This window comes from Pseudomonas sp. MD330_10, from assembly GCF_042610415.1.
In the GTDB taxonomy this organism is placed as follows: Bacteria; Pseudomonadota; Gammaproteobacteria; order Pseudomonadales; family Pseudomonadaceae; genus Aquipseudomonas; species Aquipseudomonas rhodesiae.
This window is the reverse complement of record NZ_JBHGZU010000012.1, coordinates 88,696-109,241: the sequence shown is the minus strand read 5'-3', so window position 1 is coordinate 109,241 and position 20,546 is coordinate 88,696. Positions and strand designations below refer to the sequence as shown.

The following is a 20,546-nucleotide window of genomic DNA, read 5'->3' as shown; positions in this document are numbered from 1 at the left end:
GGGTTGGTGAAGCCATGGGGGCGATCAATTCGCCTCTAGAAGTGGGTCGAGTGCGCGAACGTGCTCGACTTGCCAGCCAATCGGTACCACGTCGCCGACTGCCAGGGCTGGGTCCAGCTCGGCGATCGGTTGTTTCACAAAAAAATCGGTCTTGCCGCAGACTTCCAGGCGCACCCGCACGTGGTCGCCCAGGTAGATAAATTCCGCCACACGCCCCGAGAAGCGGTTGACGCAGCTTTCGCTGGAGCCATTGAGGCTGACGCGCTCCGGGCGCACCGACAACGTCACCGGGCCGCCGACCTGGCCGACGTTCACCGCCAGCGCCTCAACCTTCTCGCCCCGCGCCAGCTCCACCACGCAGCGTTCGCCGCTGCGGCTGTGCAGGCGACCGTTGAGACGGTTGTTTTCGCCAATGAAGTTAGCCACGAAGGTGTTCTTCGGCTCTTCATACAGGGTGCGCGGCGCGGCTATCTGCTGGATCTCGCCCTGGTGGAACACCGCAACGCGGTCGGACATGGTCAAGGCTTCGCCCTGGTCGTGGGTCACGTACACCACGGTCACACCGAGGCGCTGGTGTAGGTGCTTGATCTCCATCTGCATGTGTTCGCGCAGTTGTTTGTCGAGGGCGCCGAGGGGTTCGTCCATCAGCACTAGTTGCGGTTCGAACACCAGCGCTCGGGCCAAGGCCACGCGCTGTTGCTGACCGCCGGAGAGCTGCGCCGGGTAGCGCTGGGCGAAGGCGTCGAGCTGGACCATGCTCAGCACGCGTTTGACGCGCTCGCTGATGTCGGTCTTGCTCAAACCGCGCACCGACAGCGGGAACCCCAGGTTCTCGGCGACGGTCATGTGCGGGAACAACGCGTAGTTTTGGAACACCATGCCGATATCGCGCTTATGCGGCGGCACGTTGTTGATAGAGCGCCCGGCCAGCTGGATCTCACCGGCGGTCGGGGTTTCGAAGCCGGCGAGCATCATCAGGCTGGTGGTCTTGCCCGACCCTGAAGGCCCGAGCAAGGTGAGGAACTCGCCCTTGCGGATCTCCAGGTTGAGGTCTTTGACGATCAGGTTCTCGCCGTCGTAGCTCTTCTGCACGCCACGAAAGCTGACCAGCACATCATTTGAATCCACCTCGCTCATACCCGCACCTTTTATTTTGGACTGCTGTGGCACAAGCGTAGTCCAGGGGCGAGGCCCCGGAAATCGGGGGCCAGGAGAGAATCTCATCAGCCGGTTGGAAGGCTGGGGGTAGGGATCGCCCTACACCGATGGCGGGCACTGGACAGTGCGGCGGCAAGAACCCCGCTGCAAGCGACAAGAATGGGTGCGGCGCGGTTTTGCGGGGTGTCGCAAATAGATATGCCGCTACAGAAGCTTGTGTTCCATGGCGTACCGCACCAGCTCGGCCAGGGAGGTGATATTAAGCTTCTGCATCAGGCGCGCCTTGTGGGTGCTGATGGTCTTGCTGCTGAGGGCCAGTTGCTGGGCGATGTCATTGACATTGGCGCCCTGCGCCAGGCGTTCGAACACCGAGAACTCGCGCTCCGAAAGCAATGAATGCAGTGGGCGGGCATCGGTGAGGCCGACTTCGAAGACCATCCGGTCGGCCAGGTCCGGGTCGATATAGCGCCCACCGGCCGCTACCTTGCGAATCGCCGTCAGCAGCAACGCCGGATCACTGTCCTTGGTGGCGTAGCCGGCGGCGCCGACCTTCAAGGCCCGCGCGGCCATCTGCGCTTCGTCATGCATCGACAGCACCAGGATCGCCGGCGGGTTGTTCAATGCCCGAATCCGCGCAATCGCTTCCAGGCCATTGACGCCCGGCATGGAGATGTCCAGCAGCACCACCTCACAGGCGACGTGGCGCAACGTCTCCAATAACTGCTCGCCATTGCTCGCCTCTCCCACCACCTGCAGGTCTTTGGCCAGGCCGATCAATTGCTTGATGCCTTCACGGACGATGGTGTGGTCTTCGGCTACCAGTACACGGATCACAAGGCTTTCCTCTTATTGTCAGGCATCCAATGGCACCGTCACGCTCAGGGTGGTGCCCTCCCCCAGCTCGCTGTGCAGGCTCAGTTGCCCGCCCATGATCAACACCCGCTCGCGCATGCCCACCAGGCCGAACGAGGTCGCACGGCCTTGTGCCTGAACGAAGCCGACGCCGTCGTCGCTGATGGTCAGGCGCAGGTCGGTGCCTTCAATCGCCAGGCTAAGTTCCACAGTATGCGCCTGGGCATGGCGCATCACATTGGTCAGCGCCTCTTGCAAGATACGAAACAGGCCGACGGCCTTTGCGTCGCTCAGGGCCGGCAGGTTATCCGGCACCTGCACCAGGCAAGGAATGTGCGTGCGCGCTTCAAAGCGCCGGGCCTGCCACTCGATGGCCGAGGCAATGCCCGCGTCGAGAATCGGCGGGCGCAGCGCGGTGGCCACGTCGCGCACCAATTGGAAAAGCTGGGCGATCAGGCGCTTCATGCTGTTCAGGCGCTCATGCAGGCCGGGGTCCAACTGCGCGTAGGCCAGCTCGCACATGGAGGTTTCCAGCTTGAGCACGGTGAGCATCTGCCCGAGTTCATCGTGCACTTCACGGGCAATGCGGGCCTTTTCTTCTTCGCGCACGGTTTCCAGGTGGGCCGACAGCTCGCGCAATTGCGCCTCGCTTTGCAGCAAGGCCGCCAGGGTGCGGCGCAGTTCGGTGACGTCGTTGAGGAACACCACCAGGTACTCGGCATCGGCAAAGCGCACAAAACTCAAGGAAACGTTGGCCGGCAGGATGCTGCCATCGGCGCGCAAACAATCGGTGGCGAAATTCTGCGGTCCTTCTTCGCTGGCCCGTGCGCGTTTCCACAGATTGAGCCAGCGGTCCATGTCCAGCGTGGGGTCGAGGTCGACCAGCGGCCGCTCGATCAAAGTGCCGGGGCCATAACCGAGCATGTTTTCGGCCGCACGGTTGGCGTAGCGCACATGACTGTCCCAGTTCACCCAGAGAATGCCGACGGTGCTTTGATCGATGGAAAACTGCGTCAACCGCAGCGCCTGGGCACCGGCCGCACGGGCGGCGCTTTCTTCGCGGGCGGCCAGCAGGTCGTGTTCCAGTTGGCGTTGGTGGCGACGCTGCCAGAACACCACCGCCAGGCTGGCGAGCAGCAGCAGGCACAGCAACAGGCTCAGGTTCTGCCATAGCCCCGGGGACTGCGTTAGCCGGGGATATTGGGGTTGCAGCCAGCGGTTGTGCAGTTGGTCCAGGTCACGGGCGGGAATGGCACGCAGCGCGCTTTCCATGATGCCGGCCAGTTCCGGCCATTCGCGGCGGGTGGCTACACGCAAGAGTTGCGGTAGGCCGATATCCCCCACCACCGCCAGCCCGGCGAATTCCGCTTCGGCGGAAAGACGACTCAGTTGCGCTTCATCCACTACGGCATAGCGGGCCTGTTGGCTGACCAGCAATTGCAGGGCCTGGCGCTCCATGGGCACGCCTTGCAGATTGAGATTGGGGTATGTGCTGCTCAGGTAATCGGCCACGGCACTGGGCATGCGCACCGCAACGCGGGATTGATCATCGAGTTTTTCCAGCTCCACGGCAGCGCCGCCCTCACGGATGCCCACCACACGCTGAGGCACGCGCATATAGGGGTCGGTGAACAACCACAGGCGCAGACCGGCCGGGGTTTGCTGCAGGCCGGGAGCCATGTCTACCTCGCCCTCGCGTACGGCCTCTTCCAACTGCTCCTGAGTGGGAAAGTTGCGCCACGTCAGTTCGATATTCAGCGCCTTGGCCAGCCACTGCATCAATTCGACATTGGCCCCCGACAAACGCTGTAGGCGCCGATCGTACTGCGCGTAAGGCGCTTGCAACACTACGCCGACCCGCAGCTCCGGATGCTCGGTCAGCCATTGGCGCTGCTGCGCAGTGAGTTGCGCCTGCGGTACGCCAGGCGCGGGGGCGGCGTTTGCCATCAAGGCAACGCACAAACAGCCGATAAGCAGCAGACAGCGAAAACCCATGATCCACGTCTCACATCACTGACAAATACTGACCAACCCATTAGGCTGCTGGAATCACTTCTGGCCGGGAATTAACGATGCCCTTTCATCACCGTTCGGCACTGCCAGCATTGTGCCTGTCGCTGCTCTTTACCAGTGCCTTTTCTGTACAGGCCGCTGACGCTCCCGCGCCAGAAGCCGAAAAACCCGTAGCGCGCCAGCCCCTGCCGGAACGCAGCCAGGCTGAAGCCAGCGCCCTAGAACGCACAATCCCACAGCAGGAGCAGCAGCAATTGCAGGCTGGTAGCGATTCCTTCCTGGCCCTGTGGAAACCCGCCAACAGCGCCGAGCCCGAGGGCGTGGTGATTATCGTACCGGGCGCCGGGGAAAATGCTGACTGGCCGCAAGCAATCGGCCCTTTACGCCGCAAATTGCCGGATGCCGACTGGGGCAGCCTGAGCCTGTCGTTGCCGGATGTGAGCGTAGACACCCTGCCGCCGCGCGTTATGGAAGCGCCCAAAGCCACGGTCGACACCAGCAGCAAAGAAGCCAGCACCGCGGATAAACCCATCGAACAAGCCGCCAGCGCCGAAGCCGAGGGCACCGACCCGTCGGTGGTTCCGGGCGCCGACGAGCAGGATAAGACCGATGCCTCGCGCATTTTTGATCGCATCGACGCCGCCGTGGCCTTCGCCCAAACCCAGAGTGCGCGCAGTGTAGTGCTGCTCGGCCATGGCACCGGAGCTTGGTGGGCGGCGCGCTACTTGACCGAGAAGCAACCGTCCCAGGTGCAGAAATTCGTCATGGTCGACGCCAAGACACCCAATGGCCGTCAGCCGGACGTGCAGCAACTGGCCCCTGGCCTGAAAATGCCGACTGCCGACGTTTTCTATCAAGACAACACGCAGTCCAGCAAAAACGCCATGGCTCGCCTGCAGGCGGCCAAGCGGTTGAAGAATGACGGCTATAAACAGGTGTCGCTCAAGACCCTGCCCGGCAACAGCGCCGCCGAGCAGGAACAGCTTTATCGCAGGATCAGAGGCTGGTTGAGCCCCCAAACAACACAAAACTGAAGTGGGAGGGGGCAAGCCCCCTCCCATATTTTGATTGGAGTTCTATCTTCAACGGTGGCGACTAACGAAAATCCCGGCGTTCGCGAATCAACGCATAGGCGTTGTGCAACTCGCGGGTGCGCTCGGTGGCCTCGCGTACCTGCGCTGGACTGGCGCCGGTGCCGGCGATTTTGTCCGGATGGTGACGGCTGAGCAGGCGACGGTAGGCACGCTTGATCGTTGACGGGTCCGCGGTGGCCGTCACCCCCAGCAACCGCAGGGCATCCTGATACGTTGCGCTGCGATTGACCAACGGCTTGCGCTCGGGCGCGTAGTCAGCGGCCAGCGCCTTGAGCTGTTGCGGCGTCCAGCCGAGCCAGCGCCCCCACTGCTCGATCAGGTCGCGCTCGGCGTCATCCGCACGGCCGTCCGCCCAGACCATCCGCCAGCAGGCGCGCAGCACGCCTTCGGCCGCATGGGGCTGAGCCTTGAGCACGCGCAGGTATCTACGCACCCGGTCGGCCCCGGATTTGCCCCGATTGAATGCCGCAATCGCACGCCGCTGAGCTGATTCGGTCATGTCCAGGGCGCGCATTTCTTGCCGCGCCTGCTGAATATGCCCATCCACCACGCGGCCATTGCTCTTGGCCAGCCGCCCCAGCAACACAAACAGCAATTCGTCATTGCGTAAGGCCGGGCGACCGCCCAGGCGCTCGCGCAACTGCGCCCAACTGCGCAGTTGCAGGCGACGATCCAGCGCCTGCCCCAGCAGTGCCCCCAACAAAGCCCCCGGAATACTGGCAATGGCAAAGCCAGCCGCGGCGCCGATCAGCGTCCCTGGCCACAACATATTACTGCCCCGCTATGAGCAGGGATTCGACTTGCGCCAGGCGCTCCAGCGTACCGACATCAATCCAGCGTCCTGCCATGTGCTCCCCCGTTACCTGACCTTTCGCCATGGCCGCGCGCAACAGCGGCGCCAACTTGAAGGCACCCGCGCTGCAACCTTCAAACAACTTGGGGTCGAGCACGGAAATGCCACTGAAGGTCAGGTTATCGGCACCGGGCGCCGCATCATGAAGCAGACCGTGATCCAGGTAAAAATCACCGCCCGAAGGGTGATGCGCCGGGTTATCGACCATCACCAGATGCGCCAGCCCCTTGAGCGGTTGCTTGAGCTGGGAGAAATCGTAGTCAGTCCAGATATCGCCATTGACCACCAGAAAAGGTTGATCCCCCAGCAATGGTAGTGCCTGGAAAATCCCGCCGCCGGTCTCCAGCGGCTCACCCTCCGGGGAGTACCGGATGCGCAGCCCGAATTGCGCACCGTCGCCCAGATAGCTTTCGATCTGCTGACCGAGCCAGGCGTGGTTGATCACGATGTCGGTGAAGCCGGCCTTGGCCAGCGCCTCCAGGTGATACTCGATCAGGCGCTTGCCACCGGCCTGCACCAGCGGCTTAGGGGTGTGCAAAGTGAGCGGACGCATCCGCTCGCCTTTGCCCGCAGCCAGGATCATGGCCTTCATACAACGGCCTCGGCCGGCTGGCGCAGGCTGACCAACAGCTCGGACAATTCACTCAACTGCGGACGCTCAGCCACTACCGCTTCTATATAAGCGAAGAAGCGCGGCACGTCGGCCAGGTAGCGAGGCTTGCCGTCGCGGTGGCAGATACGCGCAAAAATGCCGATGACCTTGAGATGGCGCTGCACGCCCATCAAGTCGCTGGCACGCAGGAATTCATCGAAGTCCGCCTGCACCGGGATGCCAAGTTTCATGGCCTGCGCCCAATAACCACGCTGCCATTCCCGCACACGGGCCTGGGGCCAACTAAGAAAAGCGTCTTTGAACAGACAAGTGATGTCGTAGGTGACCGGACCATAAACCGCATCCTGGAAATCCAGCACGCCCGGGTTCGGCTCGCTGATCATCAAGTTGCGTGGCATATAGTCGCGGTGCACCAGCACTTTGGGCTGCGCCAGGGCGCTGTCGATCAACCGATCGCTGACGCACTGCCAGAGGGCTTGTTGGTGGGTATCCAATTCGATACCCAGGTGTCGGCGCACGTACCACTCGGGAAACAGTTCCAGCTCGCGCCGCAGCAAGGCGACGTCATAACTGGGCAGCGGCGCATCCATCGGCAATTGCTGAAAAGCCAGCAAGGCATCGATGGCCTCGGCGAATAATTGATCGGCGTTGTGCTCGTCGATCACGTCCAGGTAGGTTTTTGTGCCCAGGTCATTGAGCAAAAGAAAGCCTCGCGGCAGATCTTCTGCATAAATTTTCGGAACATTTATCCCAGACCTCGCAAGTAAATGCGCGATATCGACGAAAGGTTTGCAGTTTTCCTGGGGGGGTGGCGCATCCATGACCACGAAAGTTCGGCCACCTCCCTCCCAACGGAAATAGCGCCTGAAACTCGCGTCGCTGCTGGCCGCGGTCAATGTGGCCGGGGGTACGGCACCCCAGCCGTGAGCGTTGAAAAGGATCGGCAACTGCTCATCCAGCCAGACTTCCAGCTGTTGTAAACGTAGATCTTGCTCGGGCATTACAAGGGTCTCCGACGGCGCTAGCCGTCAAGCGGGTCATGCTTTATTATCACGCATCTTTTTCAGACCATCGAGAGGCGTGCGGCCCACACCGCGGGCAGATGGCACGCAGGAAGCCCGGACTAATAAGATGGCATTGAAATCCCCCGCGTTTCGTAGAAAATTTCCGTTGCTGGTAACCGGCAGTCTGCTGGCCATGCAACCTTTCGCCACCTCATTCGTGGTCGCCGCGGAACAGTATGACTGCTCAGTCTCTGCTTCGGGTGCCTGGGATTGCGCGCCGAAAACCGCCGCTGCCCCGCTACCACCGCGCCCGGTGCATGACGGTGCAGCCGTCAGTTCGGCCAACAGCACGGCGCAAGCCGATGCCGGTGGTAGCACTGAGGCCGAGCCCAAGACCGCACTGGTCACCGAAGCCAAGGGCCGCGGCCTGCGCTCGCGCAGCGCCGACTATAGCCACTTGGACTGGGTGCCTCGCGAAAAGTTGACCGCGGCCCAACTGGCCGAAACCGGTCCTTACTGCGCCGGTGCGTACGTCGAACCGACACGTCCTGGCATGAACGACAAGACCAACAAGAGCGACGCGCCGACCTTCATCGGCGCCAAGGCCTCTCGTTACGAGCAGGAATCGCAAGTTGCGACCCTGGCCGGTGATGTCGTCATGCGCCAGGGCAGCATGCAGCTCGAATCCCAGGAAGCCAGCCTGTACCAGGCCGAGAACCGTGGCGAGCTGAACGGCAACGTGCGTCTGCGTGACAACGGTGCGCTGATCGTCGGCGACCACGCCCAGGTTCAGTTGGACACCGGCGCCGCCCAGATCGATAACGCCGAATACGTGATGCACAAGTCGCGCATCCGCGGCAGCGCGCTGTACGCCAAGCGTGCCGAAAACGCGATCATCCGCCTCAAGGACGGTACGTACACCACCTGTGAGCCGGACAGCAACGCCTGGCAGCTCAAAGGCAACAACATCACGTTGAACCCGGCCACCGGTTTCGGTACGGCGACCAACGCGACGTTGCGGGTCAAGAACATCCCGATCCTGTATACGCCTTATATCTATTTCCCAATCGACGATCGTCGTCAGTCCGGCTTCCTGCCGCCGAGCTTTGCCACTGGTGGCGAAACGGGCTTTGCGCTTACTACGCCGTACTACTTCAACCTGGCGCCTAACTACGATGCCACGTTGTACCCGCAATACATGACCAAACGCGGCCTGTTGATGGAAGGCGAGTTCCGCTACCTCACCAAGTCCAGCGAAGGCCAGTTCGGCGGCGCGTACCTGAACGACGACAGCGACGAGCGCAGCAAGCAGACCGATTCCGAGAAAACCCGCTATATGCTCAATTGGCAGCATAAGGGTGGGTTGGATTCGCGGTTGTCGACTCAGGTCGATTACACCAAGATCAGCGATCCGTTCTATTTTCAAGATTTGAAAAGTAACCAAATCGGCGTCGAATCCCAGGACTTCCTCAATCAGCAGGGATCCGTTACCTATCGCGGTGATTCTTATCAGGCTCGCTTGAATCTTCAAGCTTACCAACTGGCAACTATTTCCCAGATAACGCCTTATGACAGGCTGCCGCAAATCACCTTCAATGGTGCACTGCCTTATCATCCAGGCGGACTGAACTTCAGTTATGAAACAGAAGCCGTAAGATTTGATCGAGACCTTCGCAGCGGCATGGTTCTTGACAAAGATGGCGGCCCTGCCAATCCAGATGGCACCTTTGGTGAAAAACGCCTTGATGAAAACGTCACAGGCCTAACACGTGCTAATGGCACTCGACTTAATGTTGCTCCAGCCGTTGATTACCCAATGAACTGGACCTACGGCTTCATTACACCGAAGCTCAAATACGTCTATACCAAATACGATCTGGACCTGGACGGAACAGGCAAGTCGCAGATGGCGAAAGCTGGTCAAACCTTCAAGAGTTCACAGGATCGTGCGGTACCCATCGCTAGCGTGGACAGCGGCCTGTACTTCGACCGCCAGACCAACTGGTTCGGCAAAGCCTACAACCAGACCCTCGAACCGCGTGCTTACTACCTCTACGTCCCGAACAAGGACCAGAGCGATATTCCTGTCTTCGACACCAGCGAATACTCGTTCAGCTACGCCTCGTTGTTCCGCGACAACCGCTTCAGCGGCTCTGACCGGATCGGTGACGAGAACAAACTGTCCCTGGGCGTGACCAGCCGCTGGATCGAAGAAAACGGTTTCGAACGTCAGCGCGTCAGCGTCGGCCAAGCGGTTTACTTCAAAGACCGTGAAGTTCAGCTTCCGGGCGTACTGGCAGCCGAACGTGCCGATGCACAATCCGACGTATCCCCTGTCGCCCTGGAATACGAATTCCGCTTCAACCGCGACTGGCGTGCCACTGCCGATTACAACTGGGACACCGAGGAACACAGCGCTCGCTCCGGCAGCGCAATGTTCCACTACCAGCCGGAAGACAACCCCAACAAGGTGGTCAACCTCGGTTATCGCTATCGTAACGACCAAGTGGTCTACAACCAGCTGACCGGCAAATGGCAGTTCGGTGGGGACTACGGCACCGAAGGTCAACCGAACTTCGTGAAGGATTACTACAAAATCCAACAACACGACTTCTCGATGATGTGGCCGATCATTCCGCAGTGGAACCTGATCACCCGCTGGCAGTATGACTATGCCCGCAACCGCACCCTGGAAGCGTTTGGTGGTTTCGAGTACGACAACTGCTGCTGGAAACTGCGCGTCATCAACCGTTACTGGGTATCCAACGACGAATACACCCAGATCGCCCCCCTTAACGAAAAGGGTGACCACGGGCTCTTCTTCCAGATCGTCCTCAAAGGACTCGGCGGCCTGACCGGCGCCAAGGTAGAGAGCTTCCTCGACAAAGGCATTCAAGGTTATCGTGAACGTGAAGATCAAGCTTTCTGATTGTCTGCGCCCGCTCCTGCTGGGCGCGCTATTCCTTGGGACCGCATCGGCGCATGCCGCGGTCCAGCAGTTGGACAAGGTTGTGGCCATCGTCGATAACGACGTGATCATGCAGAGCCAACTGGACCAGCGGGTCAAGGAAGTTCAGCAAACCATCGCCAAGCGTGGCGGTGGCGTGCCACCTACCAGCGTCCTGGATCAACAGGTACTGGAACGCTTGATCGTCGAGAACCTGCAACTGCAGATCGGCGAACGTTCCGGCATTCGCATCTCGGACGAAGAGTTGAACCAGGCGGTAGGCACAATTGCTCAGCGCAACAACATGAGCATCGACCAGTTCCGCGCCGCCCTGGCGCGTGACGGCCTGTCCTATGAAGATGCCCGTGATCAGATCCGCCGTGAAATGATCATCAGCCGTGTACGTCAGCGCCGTGTGGCCGAGCGGGTTCAGGTGTCCGAGCAGGAAGTGAAGAACTTCCTCGCCTCGGACCTGGGCAAAATGCAGCTTTCCGAAGAACTGCACCTGGCCAATATCCTGATTCCGACACCGGACAGCGCCAACTCCGAACAGCTCAACGCAGCCGCCGCCAAAACCAAAGCGATCTACGATCGCCTCAAGGCCGGTGCCGATTTCGCGCAAATGGCCATCGCCCAGTCCGGCAGTGACAACGCCCTTGAAGGCGGTGATATGGGCTGGCGTAAAGCCGCTCAATTGCCACCGCCGTTCGACCGTGAACTGAGTTCGATGGAGGTCGGTGGCATTACCCAACCAGCACGCACGCCGGGTGGTTTCATCATCCTGAAGCTGCTGGAGCGCCGTGGTGGCCAGACCTCACTGAAAGACGAAGTACATGTTCGTCACATCCTGGTCAAACCGAGCGAAATCCGTAGCGAAGCGCAAACCAAGGAGCTGGCCGAGAAGATCTACGACCGCATCCAGAATGGTGAAGACTTTGCCACCCTGGCCAAGAGCTTCTCGGAAGATCCGGGTTCGGCCCTTAACGGCGGCGACCTGAACTGGATCGACCCGAAAGCACTGGTGCCAGAGTTCCAACAAGTCATGGCCGATACCCCGCAAGGTGTGTTGTCCAAGCCGTTCAAGACTCAATATGGCTGGCATGTGCTGGAAGTCCTCGGCCGTCGCGCCACCGACAACACCAGTCAAGCCCGCGAACAGCAAGCGCTGAACGTACTGCGCAACCGCAAGTACGATGAGGAGCTGCAAACTTGGCTGCGTCAGATCCGTGACGAGGCCTATGTGGAAATCAAGCTGCCAGGCGCCGAGCAAACAGGCACCGACCAGGCAGTTCAGTGAAACCTCAGCGTTTCGCGGTGACACCCGGCGAGCCCGCCGGCATCGGTCCAGACCTGTGCCTGCTGCTCGCCTCGCAACCTCAGCCACACCCCCTGATTGCCATTACCAGCCGCGACCTGCTCCTTGAGCGGGCCGCGCAGCTGGGTGTGGCTGTGGATTTGCTGGACGTGGCACCGGGCAACTGGCCCAACGTGCCGGCACCGGCAGATAGCTTGTATGTGTGGGACACCCCAATGCACGCCAAGGTCGTGGCCGGGCAGCTGGATACGGCCAATGCGGCGTTTGTGTTGCAAACCCTGACTCGCGCCGGGCAAGGCTGCCTCGATGGCGACTTCGCGGGCATGATCACCGCGCCGGTGCACAAGGGCGTGATCAATGAGTCCGGCATCGCGTTTTCCGGTCACACCGAGTTCCTTGCCGAGCTGACCCACACCACACAAGTCGTGATGATGCTTGCCACCCGCGGCTTGCGTGTAGCCCTGGTGACCACGCACCTGCCGCTGCGTGAAGTTGCCGACGCCATTACCTCCGAGCGTTTGGAGCGCGTGACGCGCATCTTGCATGCCGACTTGCGCCAAAAATTCGGCATCGCCCAACCGCGCATCCTGGTCTGCGGGCTTAACCCCCACGCCGGTGAAGGCGGTCACCTGGGGCATGAAGAAATCGACATCATCGAACCCACCCTGGAGCGTCTGCGCCAAGAAGGCATGGACCTGCGCGGCCCACTGCCCGCGGACACTCTGTTTACCCCCAAATATCTGGAGCACTGCGACGCAGTGCTGGCGATGTACCATGACCAAGGGCTGCCGGTGCTGAAATACAAAGGCTTCGGCGCCGCCGTAAACGTGACTCTGGGCCTGCCGATCATCCGCACCTCCGTCGACCATGGCACTGCCCTGGACTTGGCGGGCAGCGGCAAGATCGATACCGGCAGCCTGCACGTGGCTCTGGAAACCGCCTATCAGATGGCCGAGACCCGTATATGACCGAGCATTACCAACACCGGGCGCGCAAGCGCTTCGGGCAGAATTTCCTGCACGACGCAGGCGTGATCGACCGCATCCTGCGCTCCATTCACGCCAAGCCCGAAGACCGCCTGCTGGAAATCGGCCCAGGCCAGGGCGCACTGACACAAGGCTTGCTGGCCAGTGGCGGGCAGTTGGACGTGGTGGAGTTGGACAAGGACCTAATCCCGATCCTCAATCAGCAATTCGCCGGCAAGTCCAACTTCAACCTGCATCAGGGCGATGCGCTGAAGTTCGACTTCAATAGCCTCAACGCCGCGCCTAATAGCCTGCGCGTGGTCGGCAACCTGCCTTACAACATCTCCACACCGCTGATCTTCCACCTGCTGAACAACGCAGGGATCATCCGCGATATGCACTTCATGCTGCAAAAAGAAGTGGTGGAGCGCCTGGCCGCTGGCCCTGGAGGCGGCGATTGGGGTCGACTGTCGATCATGGTTCAGTACCACTGCCGCGTCGAACACCTGTTCAACGTTGGGCCGGGCGCCTTCAACCCGCCGCCGAAAGTTGATTCGGCCATCGTACGCCTGGTCCCCCATGCCGTGCTGCCACACCCGGCCAAGGATCATCGCTTACTGGAGCGCGTGGTACGCGAGGCGTTCAACCAGCGTCGCAAAACCTTGCGCAACACGCTCAAGGCGCTGCTGAGTAACGCGGAAATCGAAGCCGCTGGCGTGGACGGCAGCCTACGTCCCGAACAACTGGACCTGGCCGCATTCGTGCGCCTGGCCGACCAGTTGGCCATCCAGCCTGCGCCAGCCGCAGACTGAAGCCTGCCGTGCATGGGCCAGACGGCATGTCTGGCCTAGTGCCCACCTCTTGGCCTAGACTGATCCGCATCTGCTGTCTTCCGCTTTTGCTTTTAAGGCCTCTTGCATGTCCGATCCTCGCTACCAGATCGACGTCAGCGTCGTCACCCGCTTCCTGGCGGAACAATCGCAACCTGAACAGAACCGCTACGCCTTTGCCTACACCATCACGGTGAAAAACAACGGGCTGGTGCCGGCTAAACTCCTCTCTCGCCACTGGGTGATTACCGACGGTGACGGCCAGGTCGAAGAAGTCCGCGGCGCCGGCGTTGTCGGCCAGCAGCCATTGATCGACAGCGGCGCCAGCCACACTTACAGCAGCGGCACGGTGATGACCTCCAAGGTCGGAACCATGCAGGGCTCCTATCAAATGAAAGCCACCGACGGTCATTTATTCGACGCCATGATCAAACCATTCCGTCTCGCCGTGCCCGGAGCCCTGCACTGATGGCGACGTATGCGGTCGGTGACCTGCAAGGTTGCCTGGAGCCCCTCAAATGCCTGCTGGAACGGGTCGCCTTCGACCCGGCGCAGGATCGCCTGTGGCTGGTGGGTGATTTGGTCAACCGTGGCCCCGAGTCGCTGGAAACCCTGCGCTACCTGTATAACCTGCGACATTCGTTGGTTTGCGTGTTGGGCAATCACGACCTGCACCTGCTGGCAGCGGCGAATAACATCGAACGTCTGAAAAAAGGCGATACGCTGCGGGAAATTCTCGAAGCACCTGACCGCGACGAACTGCTCGACTGGCTGCGTCGGCAAAAGATCATGCATTACGACGAAGGCCGCCGCATGGCGCTGGTGCATGCCGGCATCGCGCCACAATGGACGCTGAAAAAAGCCCTCAAATGTGCAGCCGAAGTCGAACACGCTCTGGCCGACGATAGCCTGTACACCGCCTACCTCGACGGCATGTACGGCAACGAGCCGGTTAAATGGGATAACGACCTCACCGGCGTCGCTCGACTGCGGGTCATCACCAACTACTTCACGCGCATGCGTTTCTGCACCGCCGAGGGAAAACTGGACCTCAAAAGCAAGGAAGGCGCGGACACCGCATTGCCCGGCTATAAGCCCTGGTTTGCCCATAAAGAACGCAATACCCGTGACACCAAGATCATCTTCGGCCACTGGGCGGCCCTGGAAGGCCAGTGCGATGAGCCCGGCGTGTTTGCCCTCGACACCGGTTGCGTGTGGGGCGGCGCCATGACCTTGATGAACATCGACACCGGCGAGCGTCACCGCTGCCAATGCCAACCCCCTCTTCCCGTTACACAGCCGGCCGCCGCCAAGCGCTAGACGCCGCTTGCCGCCCGCCCAAGGAGCCCGCCATGAGCGAATTCAAACGTATCCCTCCCGAACAAGCCCAGGCCCTGCGCGAGCAAGGCGCGGTAGTAGTCGATATCCGTGACCAGCCGACCTACGCCGCTGCGCACATTGCTGGCGCCAAGCACTTGGACAACGTCAACATCGCTGACTTTATCCGCGACGCCGACCTCGACGCACCGGTGATCGTGGCGTGCTACCACGGTAACTCCAGCCAGAGCGCAGCCGCGTATCTGGTCAATCAAGGCTTCTCCGACGTCTATAGCCTGGATGGCGGGTTTGAGCTGTGGCGTGCGACCTTTCCTGCAGACATCGCATCAGTCGATTCGCAATAATTTTTTTCACACCCCGCTACCCCGCGTGACGCTTGGGCTCGCGCCGTTTCTGACGAACGGCGCGGTCAAACTAATTACGTATCGCGCCTTGACCTCTCCGATTCCGAACTATCCTTAAGCGCAGGCCATCCGAATCAGGGGAGAGCCGGTACACCGGCGTGCGGGTCATCGGTAACGTTTCAGGGTGTTCTGGGGGGAAAACAACCATTGGCGATCGTCGATGGTTGCCAGCATCGACTGATTGATCCGGCGTCGGCTCCACGTATCGAGCGAGGTGACGACGTCATGAGTATTTTTAGCCACTTCCAACAACGCTTCGCATCCACACAGCAGGAGGAACTCACGCTTCAAGAGTATCTCGAGCTGTGCAAGCAGGACCGCAGTGCCTACGCATCCGCCGCCGAGCGCCTGCTGTTGGCCATCGGTGAGCCGGAGCTGGTAGACACCTCGAACAATTCGCGTCTGTCGCGAATATTTTCCAACAAGGTGATCCGCCGTTACCCGGCCTTTGAAGACTTCCATGGCATGGAAGAGTGCATCGATCAGATCGTCTCCTACTTCCGCCACGCCGCCCAAGGCCTGGAAGAGAAGAAACAGATCCTCTACCTGCTCGGCCCCGTCGGCGGCGGCAAGTCGTCCCTGGCAGAAAAGCTAAAACAACTGATCGAGAAAGTGCCCTTCTACGCCATCAAGGGTTCGCCGGTGTTCGAATCGCCTCTTGGCTTGTTCAACGCTACGGAAGATGGCGCAATCCTCGAAGAAGACTTCGGCATACCACGGCGCTATCTCAATACCATCATGTCGCCCTGGGCCACCAAACGCCTGGCCGAGTTCGGCGGCGATATCAGCCAGTTCCGCGTGGTGAAGCTTTATCCATCGATCCTCAATCAGATCGGCGTGGCCAAGACTGAACCGGGGGACGAGAACAACCAGGATATTTCCGCATTGGTGGGCAAGGTCGATATCCGCAAACTGGAAGAATTCCCGCAGAACGACGCCGACGCTTACAGCTACTCAGGCGCATTGTGCCGGGCCAACCAGGGCCTGATGGAGTTCGTGGAAATGTTCAAGGCACCGATCAAGGTGCTGCACCCACTGCTTACCGCGACCCAGGAAGGCAACTACAACAGTACCGAAGGCCTGGGCGCCATTCCATTTACAGGCATCCTGCTGGCCCACTCCAACGAATCGGAATGGCACACCTTCCGCAATAACAAGAACAACGAGGCGTTCATCGATCGGATCTACATCGTCAAGGTGCCGTACTGCCTGCGGGTCAGTGATGAGATCAAGATCTACGACAAGCTGCTGTTCAACAGCTCCTTGTCCAAGGCTCATTGCGCGCCCGACACCCTGAAGATGCTGGCCCAGTTCACCGTGCTGTCACGGCTAAAAGAGCCGGAAAACTCCAACATCTACTCAAAAATGCGGGTGTACGACGGCGAAAACCTCAAGGACACCGACCCCAAGGCCAAGTCTATTCAGGAATATCGCGACTCCGCTGGAGTAGACGAGGGCATGAATGGCCTGTCGACCCGCTTCGCGTTCAAGATCCTGTCCAAAGTGTTCAACTTCGATCCCCACGAGATTGCCGCCAACCCGGTACATCTGCTGTATGTGCTGGAACAGCAGATCGAACAGGAGCAGTTCCAGGCCGAAACCCGCGAACGTTACCTGCGATTCCTCAAGGAATACCTGGCACCGCGCTATATCGAGTTTATCGGCAAGGAAATCCAGACTGCGTACTTGGAGTCCTACAGCGAATACGGCCAGAACATCTTCGACCGCTACGTGTTGTATGCGGACTTCTGGATCCAGGATCAGGAGTACCGCGACCCCGAAACCGGCGAAATTCTCAACCGCGTAGCGCTCAACGAGGAATTGGAAAAAATCGAAAAACCGGCCGGCATCAGCAATCCGAAGGATTTCCGCAACGAAATCGTCAATTTCGTACTGCGCGCCCGTGCCAACAACAACGGCAAGAACCCTACCTGGCTCAGCTACGAGAAGCTGCGGGTGGTTATCGAAAAGAAAATGTTCTCCAACACCGAGGATCTGCTGCCGGTCATCAGTTTCAATGCCAAGGCCAGCAAGGAGGATCAGCAAAAACACAACGACTTCGTTACTCGAATGGTCGAGCGTGGCTATACCGACAAACAGGTACGCCTTCTTTCGGAATGGTACCTGCGGGTCCGGAAATCGCAGTGAGAGAAGCAGCTGTAAGCTTCTAGCGACAAGCGGCAAGGGAAAAGCGACAGAGCCCGTCAGTGGGCTCTGCCTTGCGGCTTGAAGCTCACGACTTGAAGCTCCCCGGAGGGGCCCCATGAGCTATGTGATCGACCGACGCCTTAATGGCAAGAACAAGAGCACGGTTAACCGCCAGCGTTTTCTGCGGCGTTACCGTGACCACATTAAAAAGGCGGTTGAAGAAGCCGTCAGCCGCCGCTCCATCACGGACATGGAGCACGGCGAACAAATCAGCATCCCCGGACGTGACATCGACGAACCCGTCCTGCACCACGGCAGAGGCGGCAAACAGACCGTCGTGCATCCTGGCAATAAGGAGTTCACCACGGGTGAGCATATCCAGCGTCCCCCAGGCGGTGGCGGCGGCAAGGGCCCGGGCAAAGCCGGCAACTCCGGTGAGGGCATGGACGAGTTCGTGTTCCAGATCACTCAGGAGGAGTTTCTCGAATTCATGTTCGAGGATTTGGAACTGCCTAACCTGGTCAAACGCAACCTGACCGGCACCGACACCTTCAAGACCGTACGCGCCGGCATCAGCAACGAAGGCAACCCCTCACGGATCAATATCATCCGCACCCTGCGCTCAGCTCACGCGCGGCGGATCGCCTTGTCAGGCAGTAGCCGCGCCAAGCTGAAGCAGGCCAAAGAGGAACTGGCGCGCTTGAAGCGGGATGAGCCGGACAACTTCGGTGATATCCAGGAGATAGAGGCAGAAATCGAAAAACTCAGTGCACGCATTCACCGCGTGCCGTTTCTCGATACGTTCGATTTGAAATACAACTTGCTGGTCAAACAACCCAATCCCAGCTCCAAGGCCGTGATGTTCTGCCTGATGGACGTGTCCGGCTCCATGACCCAGGCCACCAAGGACATCGCCAAACGTTTCTTTATCCTGCTGTACCTGTTTCTCAAGCGGAACTACGACAAGATCGACGTTGTGTTTATCCGCCATCACACCAGCGCGCGGGAAGTCGACGAAGAGGAGTTTTTCTACTCGCGTGAAACCGGCGGCACCATTGTTTCCAGTGCCTTGAAGCTGATGCAGGAGATCATGGCCGAGCGCTACCCGGCCAACGAATGGAATATCTACGCCGCCCAGGCCTCGGACGGCGATAACTGGAACGACGACTCGCCAATCTGCCGCGACATTCTGATCAACCAGATCATGCCGTTCGTGCAGTACTACACTTACGTCGAAATTACCCCCCGTGAGCACCAGGCCCTGTGGTTCGAATACGAGCGTATCGGCGAAGCGTTTGCCGACACGTTCGCCCAGCAGCAATTGGTCTCGGCCGGCGATATCTACCCGGTCTTCCGTGAACTCTTCCAGCGCAGGTTAGTGACATGACCGCCAAAAAAGAGACTAAGCGCCAACCCCTCTCCACCGGGTCCGAATGGACCTTTGAACTGATCCAGGCCTATGACCGGGAAATCAGCCGTATTGCGGCGGGTTATGCCCTGGACACTTACCCCAACCAGATCGAGGTGATCACCGCCGAACAAATGATGGACGCCTATGCCTCGGTCGGCATGCCCCTGGGCTACCACCATTGGTCATACGGCAAACACTTCCTCAGCACCGAAAAGTCCTACAGTCGTGGCCAGATGGGCCTGGCGTACGAAATCGTCATCAACTCCGACCCCTGCATCGCTTATCTGATGGAAGAAAACACCATCTGCATGCAGGCGCTGGTCGTGGCCCACGCCTGCTATGGGCATAACAGTTTTTTCAAGGGCAATTACCTGTTCCGCACCTGGACCGATGCCAGTTCAATCATTGATTACCTGGTGTTCGCCAAGCAGTACATCATGCAATGCGAGGAGCGGCACGGCATCGATGCTGTGGAGGATCTGCTCGACTCCTGCCATGCCCTGATGAACTACGGGGTCGACCGCTACAAACGGCCTTATCCGATTTCCGCCGAGGAAGAGCGCCTGCGCCAGAAAGAGCGCGAAGAGCATTTGCAGAAACAGATCAATGATCTATGGCGCACGATTCCAAAACGCGCCGGCAAAAATAACGATAAGGATAATGCGCGCTTCCCCGCCGAACCCCAGGAAAACATCCTGTATTTCCTCGAAAAACACGCGCCGCTGCTGGAGCCCTGGCAAAGAGAAATCGTGCGTATCGTGCGCAAGATCGCCCAGTACTTCTACCCTCAACGCCAGACCCAGGTAATGAACGAGGGCTGGGCAACCTTCTGGCACTACACGCTGATGAACGACCTTTATGATGAAGGCCTGGTTACCGACGGCTTTATGATGGAGTTCCTCACTTCCCACACCAGCGTGGTGTTCCAGCCGGGTTTCGACAGTCCCTATTACAGCGGCATCAACCCCTATGCGCTGGGCTTTGCCATGTACCGCGATATCCGGCGCATGTGCGAAAACCCCACCGAGGAGGACCGTCGTTGGTTCCCGGAAATCGCGGGCAGTGACTGGCTGTCCACGATCAAGTTCGCCATGAGCAGCTTTAAGGATGAGAGTTTTATCCTGCAGTACCTGTCACCCAAGGTGATCCGCGACCTCAAGCTGTTCAGCATTCTGGATGACGATCTCAAGGACGATCTGGTGGTACCGGCCATCCATGACGAGCCGGGCTACCGCATCATCCGCGAAACCCTGGCCGCGCAATACAACCTGGGCAATCGCGAACCCAATGTGCAGATCTACAGCATCGATGTACGCGGCGACCGTTCGCTGACGTTGCGTCATCAACAGCACGATCGCAAGCCGTTGGGCGACTCCACCGATGAAGTCCTCAAGCACCTGCATCGGCTATGGGGTTTCGACATTCATCTGGAAACCTTACAAGGCGATCAGGTCATGAAGACCCACCATGTCCCGCCGCGCAGCGATCACAATGACAACGACTATGGCCGCCTGGACATGGCCGTCGTGCATCTCTGAAGCAGCAAAGCCTCCATCGGTCAGGCACAGACGGTATCCTGTGCAGCTAATGGAGGCTTTTTC

At 59.7% G+C, this 20,546-nt stretch carries 17 protein-coding genes; 11 read left to right on the top strand and 6 right to left on the bottom strand.

All coding sequences use genetic code 11. The annotated features are described in order from the left end of the window. Positions 1-24: 24 nt before the first annotated feature. The 3 genes from ACFZPT_RS18860 to ACFZPT_RS18850 all read right to left on the bottom strand — a co-directional run bounded on the left by ACFZPT_RS18860 (position 25) and on the right by ACFZPT_RS18850 (position 4,005). Complete coding sequence (locus tag ACFZPT_RS18860; RefSeq protein ID WP_034101057.1) at positions 25-1,137, bottom strand: ABC transporter ATP-binding protein; 1,113 nt, start codon at positions 1,135-1,137, stop codon at positions 25-27. A 225-nt stretch (positions 1,138-1,362) separates the two neighbouring features. Beyond that, on the bottom strand, positions 1,363-1,992 hold the full coding sequence (locus ACFZPT_RS18855; protein ID WP_034101058.1) for a response regulator transcription factor: 630 nt from the start codon (positions 1,990-1,992) through the stop codon (positions 1,363-1,365). Between the two features lie 18 nt (positions 1,993-2,010). After that, positions 2,011-4,005, bottom strand: a complete 1,995-nt coding sequence (locus tag ACFZPT_RS18850; protein WP_034115271.1) for a histidine kinase — start codon at positions 4,003-4,005, stop codon at positions 2,011-2,013. 77 nt (positions 4,006-4,082) lie between these two features. On the opposite strand from ACFZPT_RS18850, the gene ACFZPT_RS18845 reads away from it, so the two are divergent. Beyond that, positions 4,083-5,057 (top strand): alpha/beta hydrolase family protein, encoded by a 975-nt coding sequence (locus ACFZPT_RS18845; RefSeq protein WP_034101060.1) that lies wholly within the window; start codon positions 4,083-4,085, stop codon positions 5,055-5,057. A gap of 61 nt (positions 5,058-5,118) precedes the next feature. Here ACFZPT_RS18845 and ACFZPT_RS18840 read toward each other — a convergent pair whose 3' ends face one another. Genes ACFZPT_RS18840 through ACFZPT_RS18830 form a run of 3 tightly spaced genes read right to left on the bottom strand, consistent with a single transcriptional unit; the run spans position 5,119 to position 7,584 of the window. Beyond that, a complete protein-coding gene (locus ACFZPT_RS18840; protein ID WP_034115272.1) occupies positions 5,119-5,886 on the bottom strand; it encodes a TerB family tellurite resistance protein in 768 nt (255 codons plus the stop codon). A 1-nt stretch (position 5,887) separates the two neighbouring features. After that, complete coding sequence (gene murU, locus ACFZPT_RS18835; protein ID WP_034115273.1) at positions 5,888-6,562, bottom strand: N-acetylmuramate alpha-1-phosphate uridylyltransferase MurU; 675 nt, start codon at positions 6,560-6,562, stop codon at positions 5,888-5,890. Then, complete coding sequence (locus ACFZPT_RS18830) at positions 6,559-7,584, bottom strand: aminoglycoside phosphotransferase family protein (RefSeq protein ID WP_034101064.1); 1,026 nt, start codon at positions 7,582-7,584, stop codon at positions 6,559-6,561. Before ACFZPT_RS18830 ends, murU begins: the two co-directional genes overlap by 4 nt. A gap of 130 nt (positions 7,585-7,714) precedes the next feature. On the opposite strand from ACFZPT_RS18830, the gene ACFZPT_RS18825 reads away from it, so the two are divergent. The 10 genes from ACFZPT_RS18825 (at position 7,715) to ACFZPT_RS18780 (ending at position 20,483) form a co-directional block, all read left to right on the top strand. Further along, complete coding sequence (locus ACFZPT_RS18825; RefSeq protein WP_034115274.1) at positions 7,715-10,516, top strand: LPS-assembly protein LptD; 2,802 nt, start codon at positions 7,715-7,717, stop codon at positions 10,514-10,516. Beyond that, on the top strand, positions 10,491-11,831 hold the full coding sequence (locus tag ACFZPT_RS18820) for a peptidylprolyl isomerase (RefSeq protein ID WP_034115275.1): 1,341 nt from the start codon (positions 10,491-10,493) through the stop codon (positions 11,829-11,831). Before ACFZPT_RS18825 ends, ACFZPT_RS18820 begins: the two co-directional genes overlap by 26 nt. Further along, positions 11,828-12,817 (top strand): 4-hydroxythreonine-4-phosphate dehydrogenase PdxA, encoded by a 990-nt coding sequence (pdxA, locus tag ACFZPT_RS18815; RefSeq protein WP_034115276.1) that lies wholly within the window; start codon positions 11,828-11,830, stop codon positions 12,815-12,817. The genes ACFZPT_RS18820 and pdxA overlap by 4 nt, the downstream gene beginning before the upstream one ends. After that, positions 12,814-13,626 carry a 16S rRNA (adenine(1518)-N(6)/adenine(1519)-N(6))-dimethyltransferase RsmA gene (gene rsmA / locus ACFZPT_RS18810; protein WP_034101068.1) on the top strand — a complete coding sequence of 271 codons (813 nt, stop codon included), beginning with the start codon at positions 12,814-12,816 and terminating at the stop codon, positions 13,624-13,626. Before pdxA ends, rsmA begins: the two co-directional genes overlap by 4 nt. 106 nt (positions 13,627-13,732) lie before the next feature. Continuing rightward, on the top strand, positions 13,733-14,113 hold the full coding sequence (gene apaG / locus ACFZPT_RS18805) for a Co2+/Mg2+ efflux protein ApaG (protein WP_034101069.1): 381 nt from the start codon (positions 13,733-13,735) through the stop codon (positions 14,111-14,113). Further along, positions 14,113-14,964, top strand: coding sequence for a symmetrical bis(5'-nucleosyl)-tetraphosphatase (locus ACFZPT_RS18800; protein WP_034115277.1), 852 nt, complete (start codon positions 14,113-14,115; stop codon positions 14,962-14,964). Before apaG ends, ACFZPT_RS18800 begins: the two co-directional genes overlap by 1 nt. Before the next feature lie 32 nt (positions 14,965-14,996). Then, entirely contained in the window at positions 14,997-15,326 is a 330-nt protein-coding gene (gene glpE, locus ACFZPT_RS18795; protein WP_034101073.1) for a thiosulfate sulfurtransferase GlpE, read from the top strand. A gap of 285 nt (positions 15,327-15,611) precedes the next feature. Then, a complete protein-coding gene (locus ACFZPT_RS18790) occupies positions 15,612-17,534 on the top strand; it encodes a PrkA family serine protein kinase (protein WP_034101074.1) in 1,923 nt (640 codons plus the stop codon). A 115-nt stretch (positions 17,535-17,649) separates the two neighbouring features. Next, positions 17,650-18,921 (top strand): YeaH/YhbH family protein, encoded by a 1,272-nt coding sequence (locus tag ACFZPT_RS18785; protein WP_034101075.1) that lies wholly within the window; start codon positions 17,650-17,652, stop codon positions 18,919-18,921. Next, positions 18,918-20,483 (top strand): SpoVR family protein, encoded by a 1,566-nt coding sequence (locus ACFZPT_RS18780; protein ID WP_034101076.1) that lies wholly within the window; start codon positions 18,918-18,920, stop codon positions 20,481-20,483. Before ACFZPT_RS18785 ends, ACFZPT_RS18780 begins: the two co-directional genes overlap by 4 nt. The last annotated feature ends 63 nt before the right edge of the window (positions 20,484-20,546 follow it).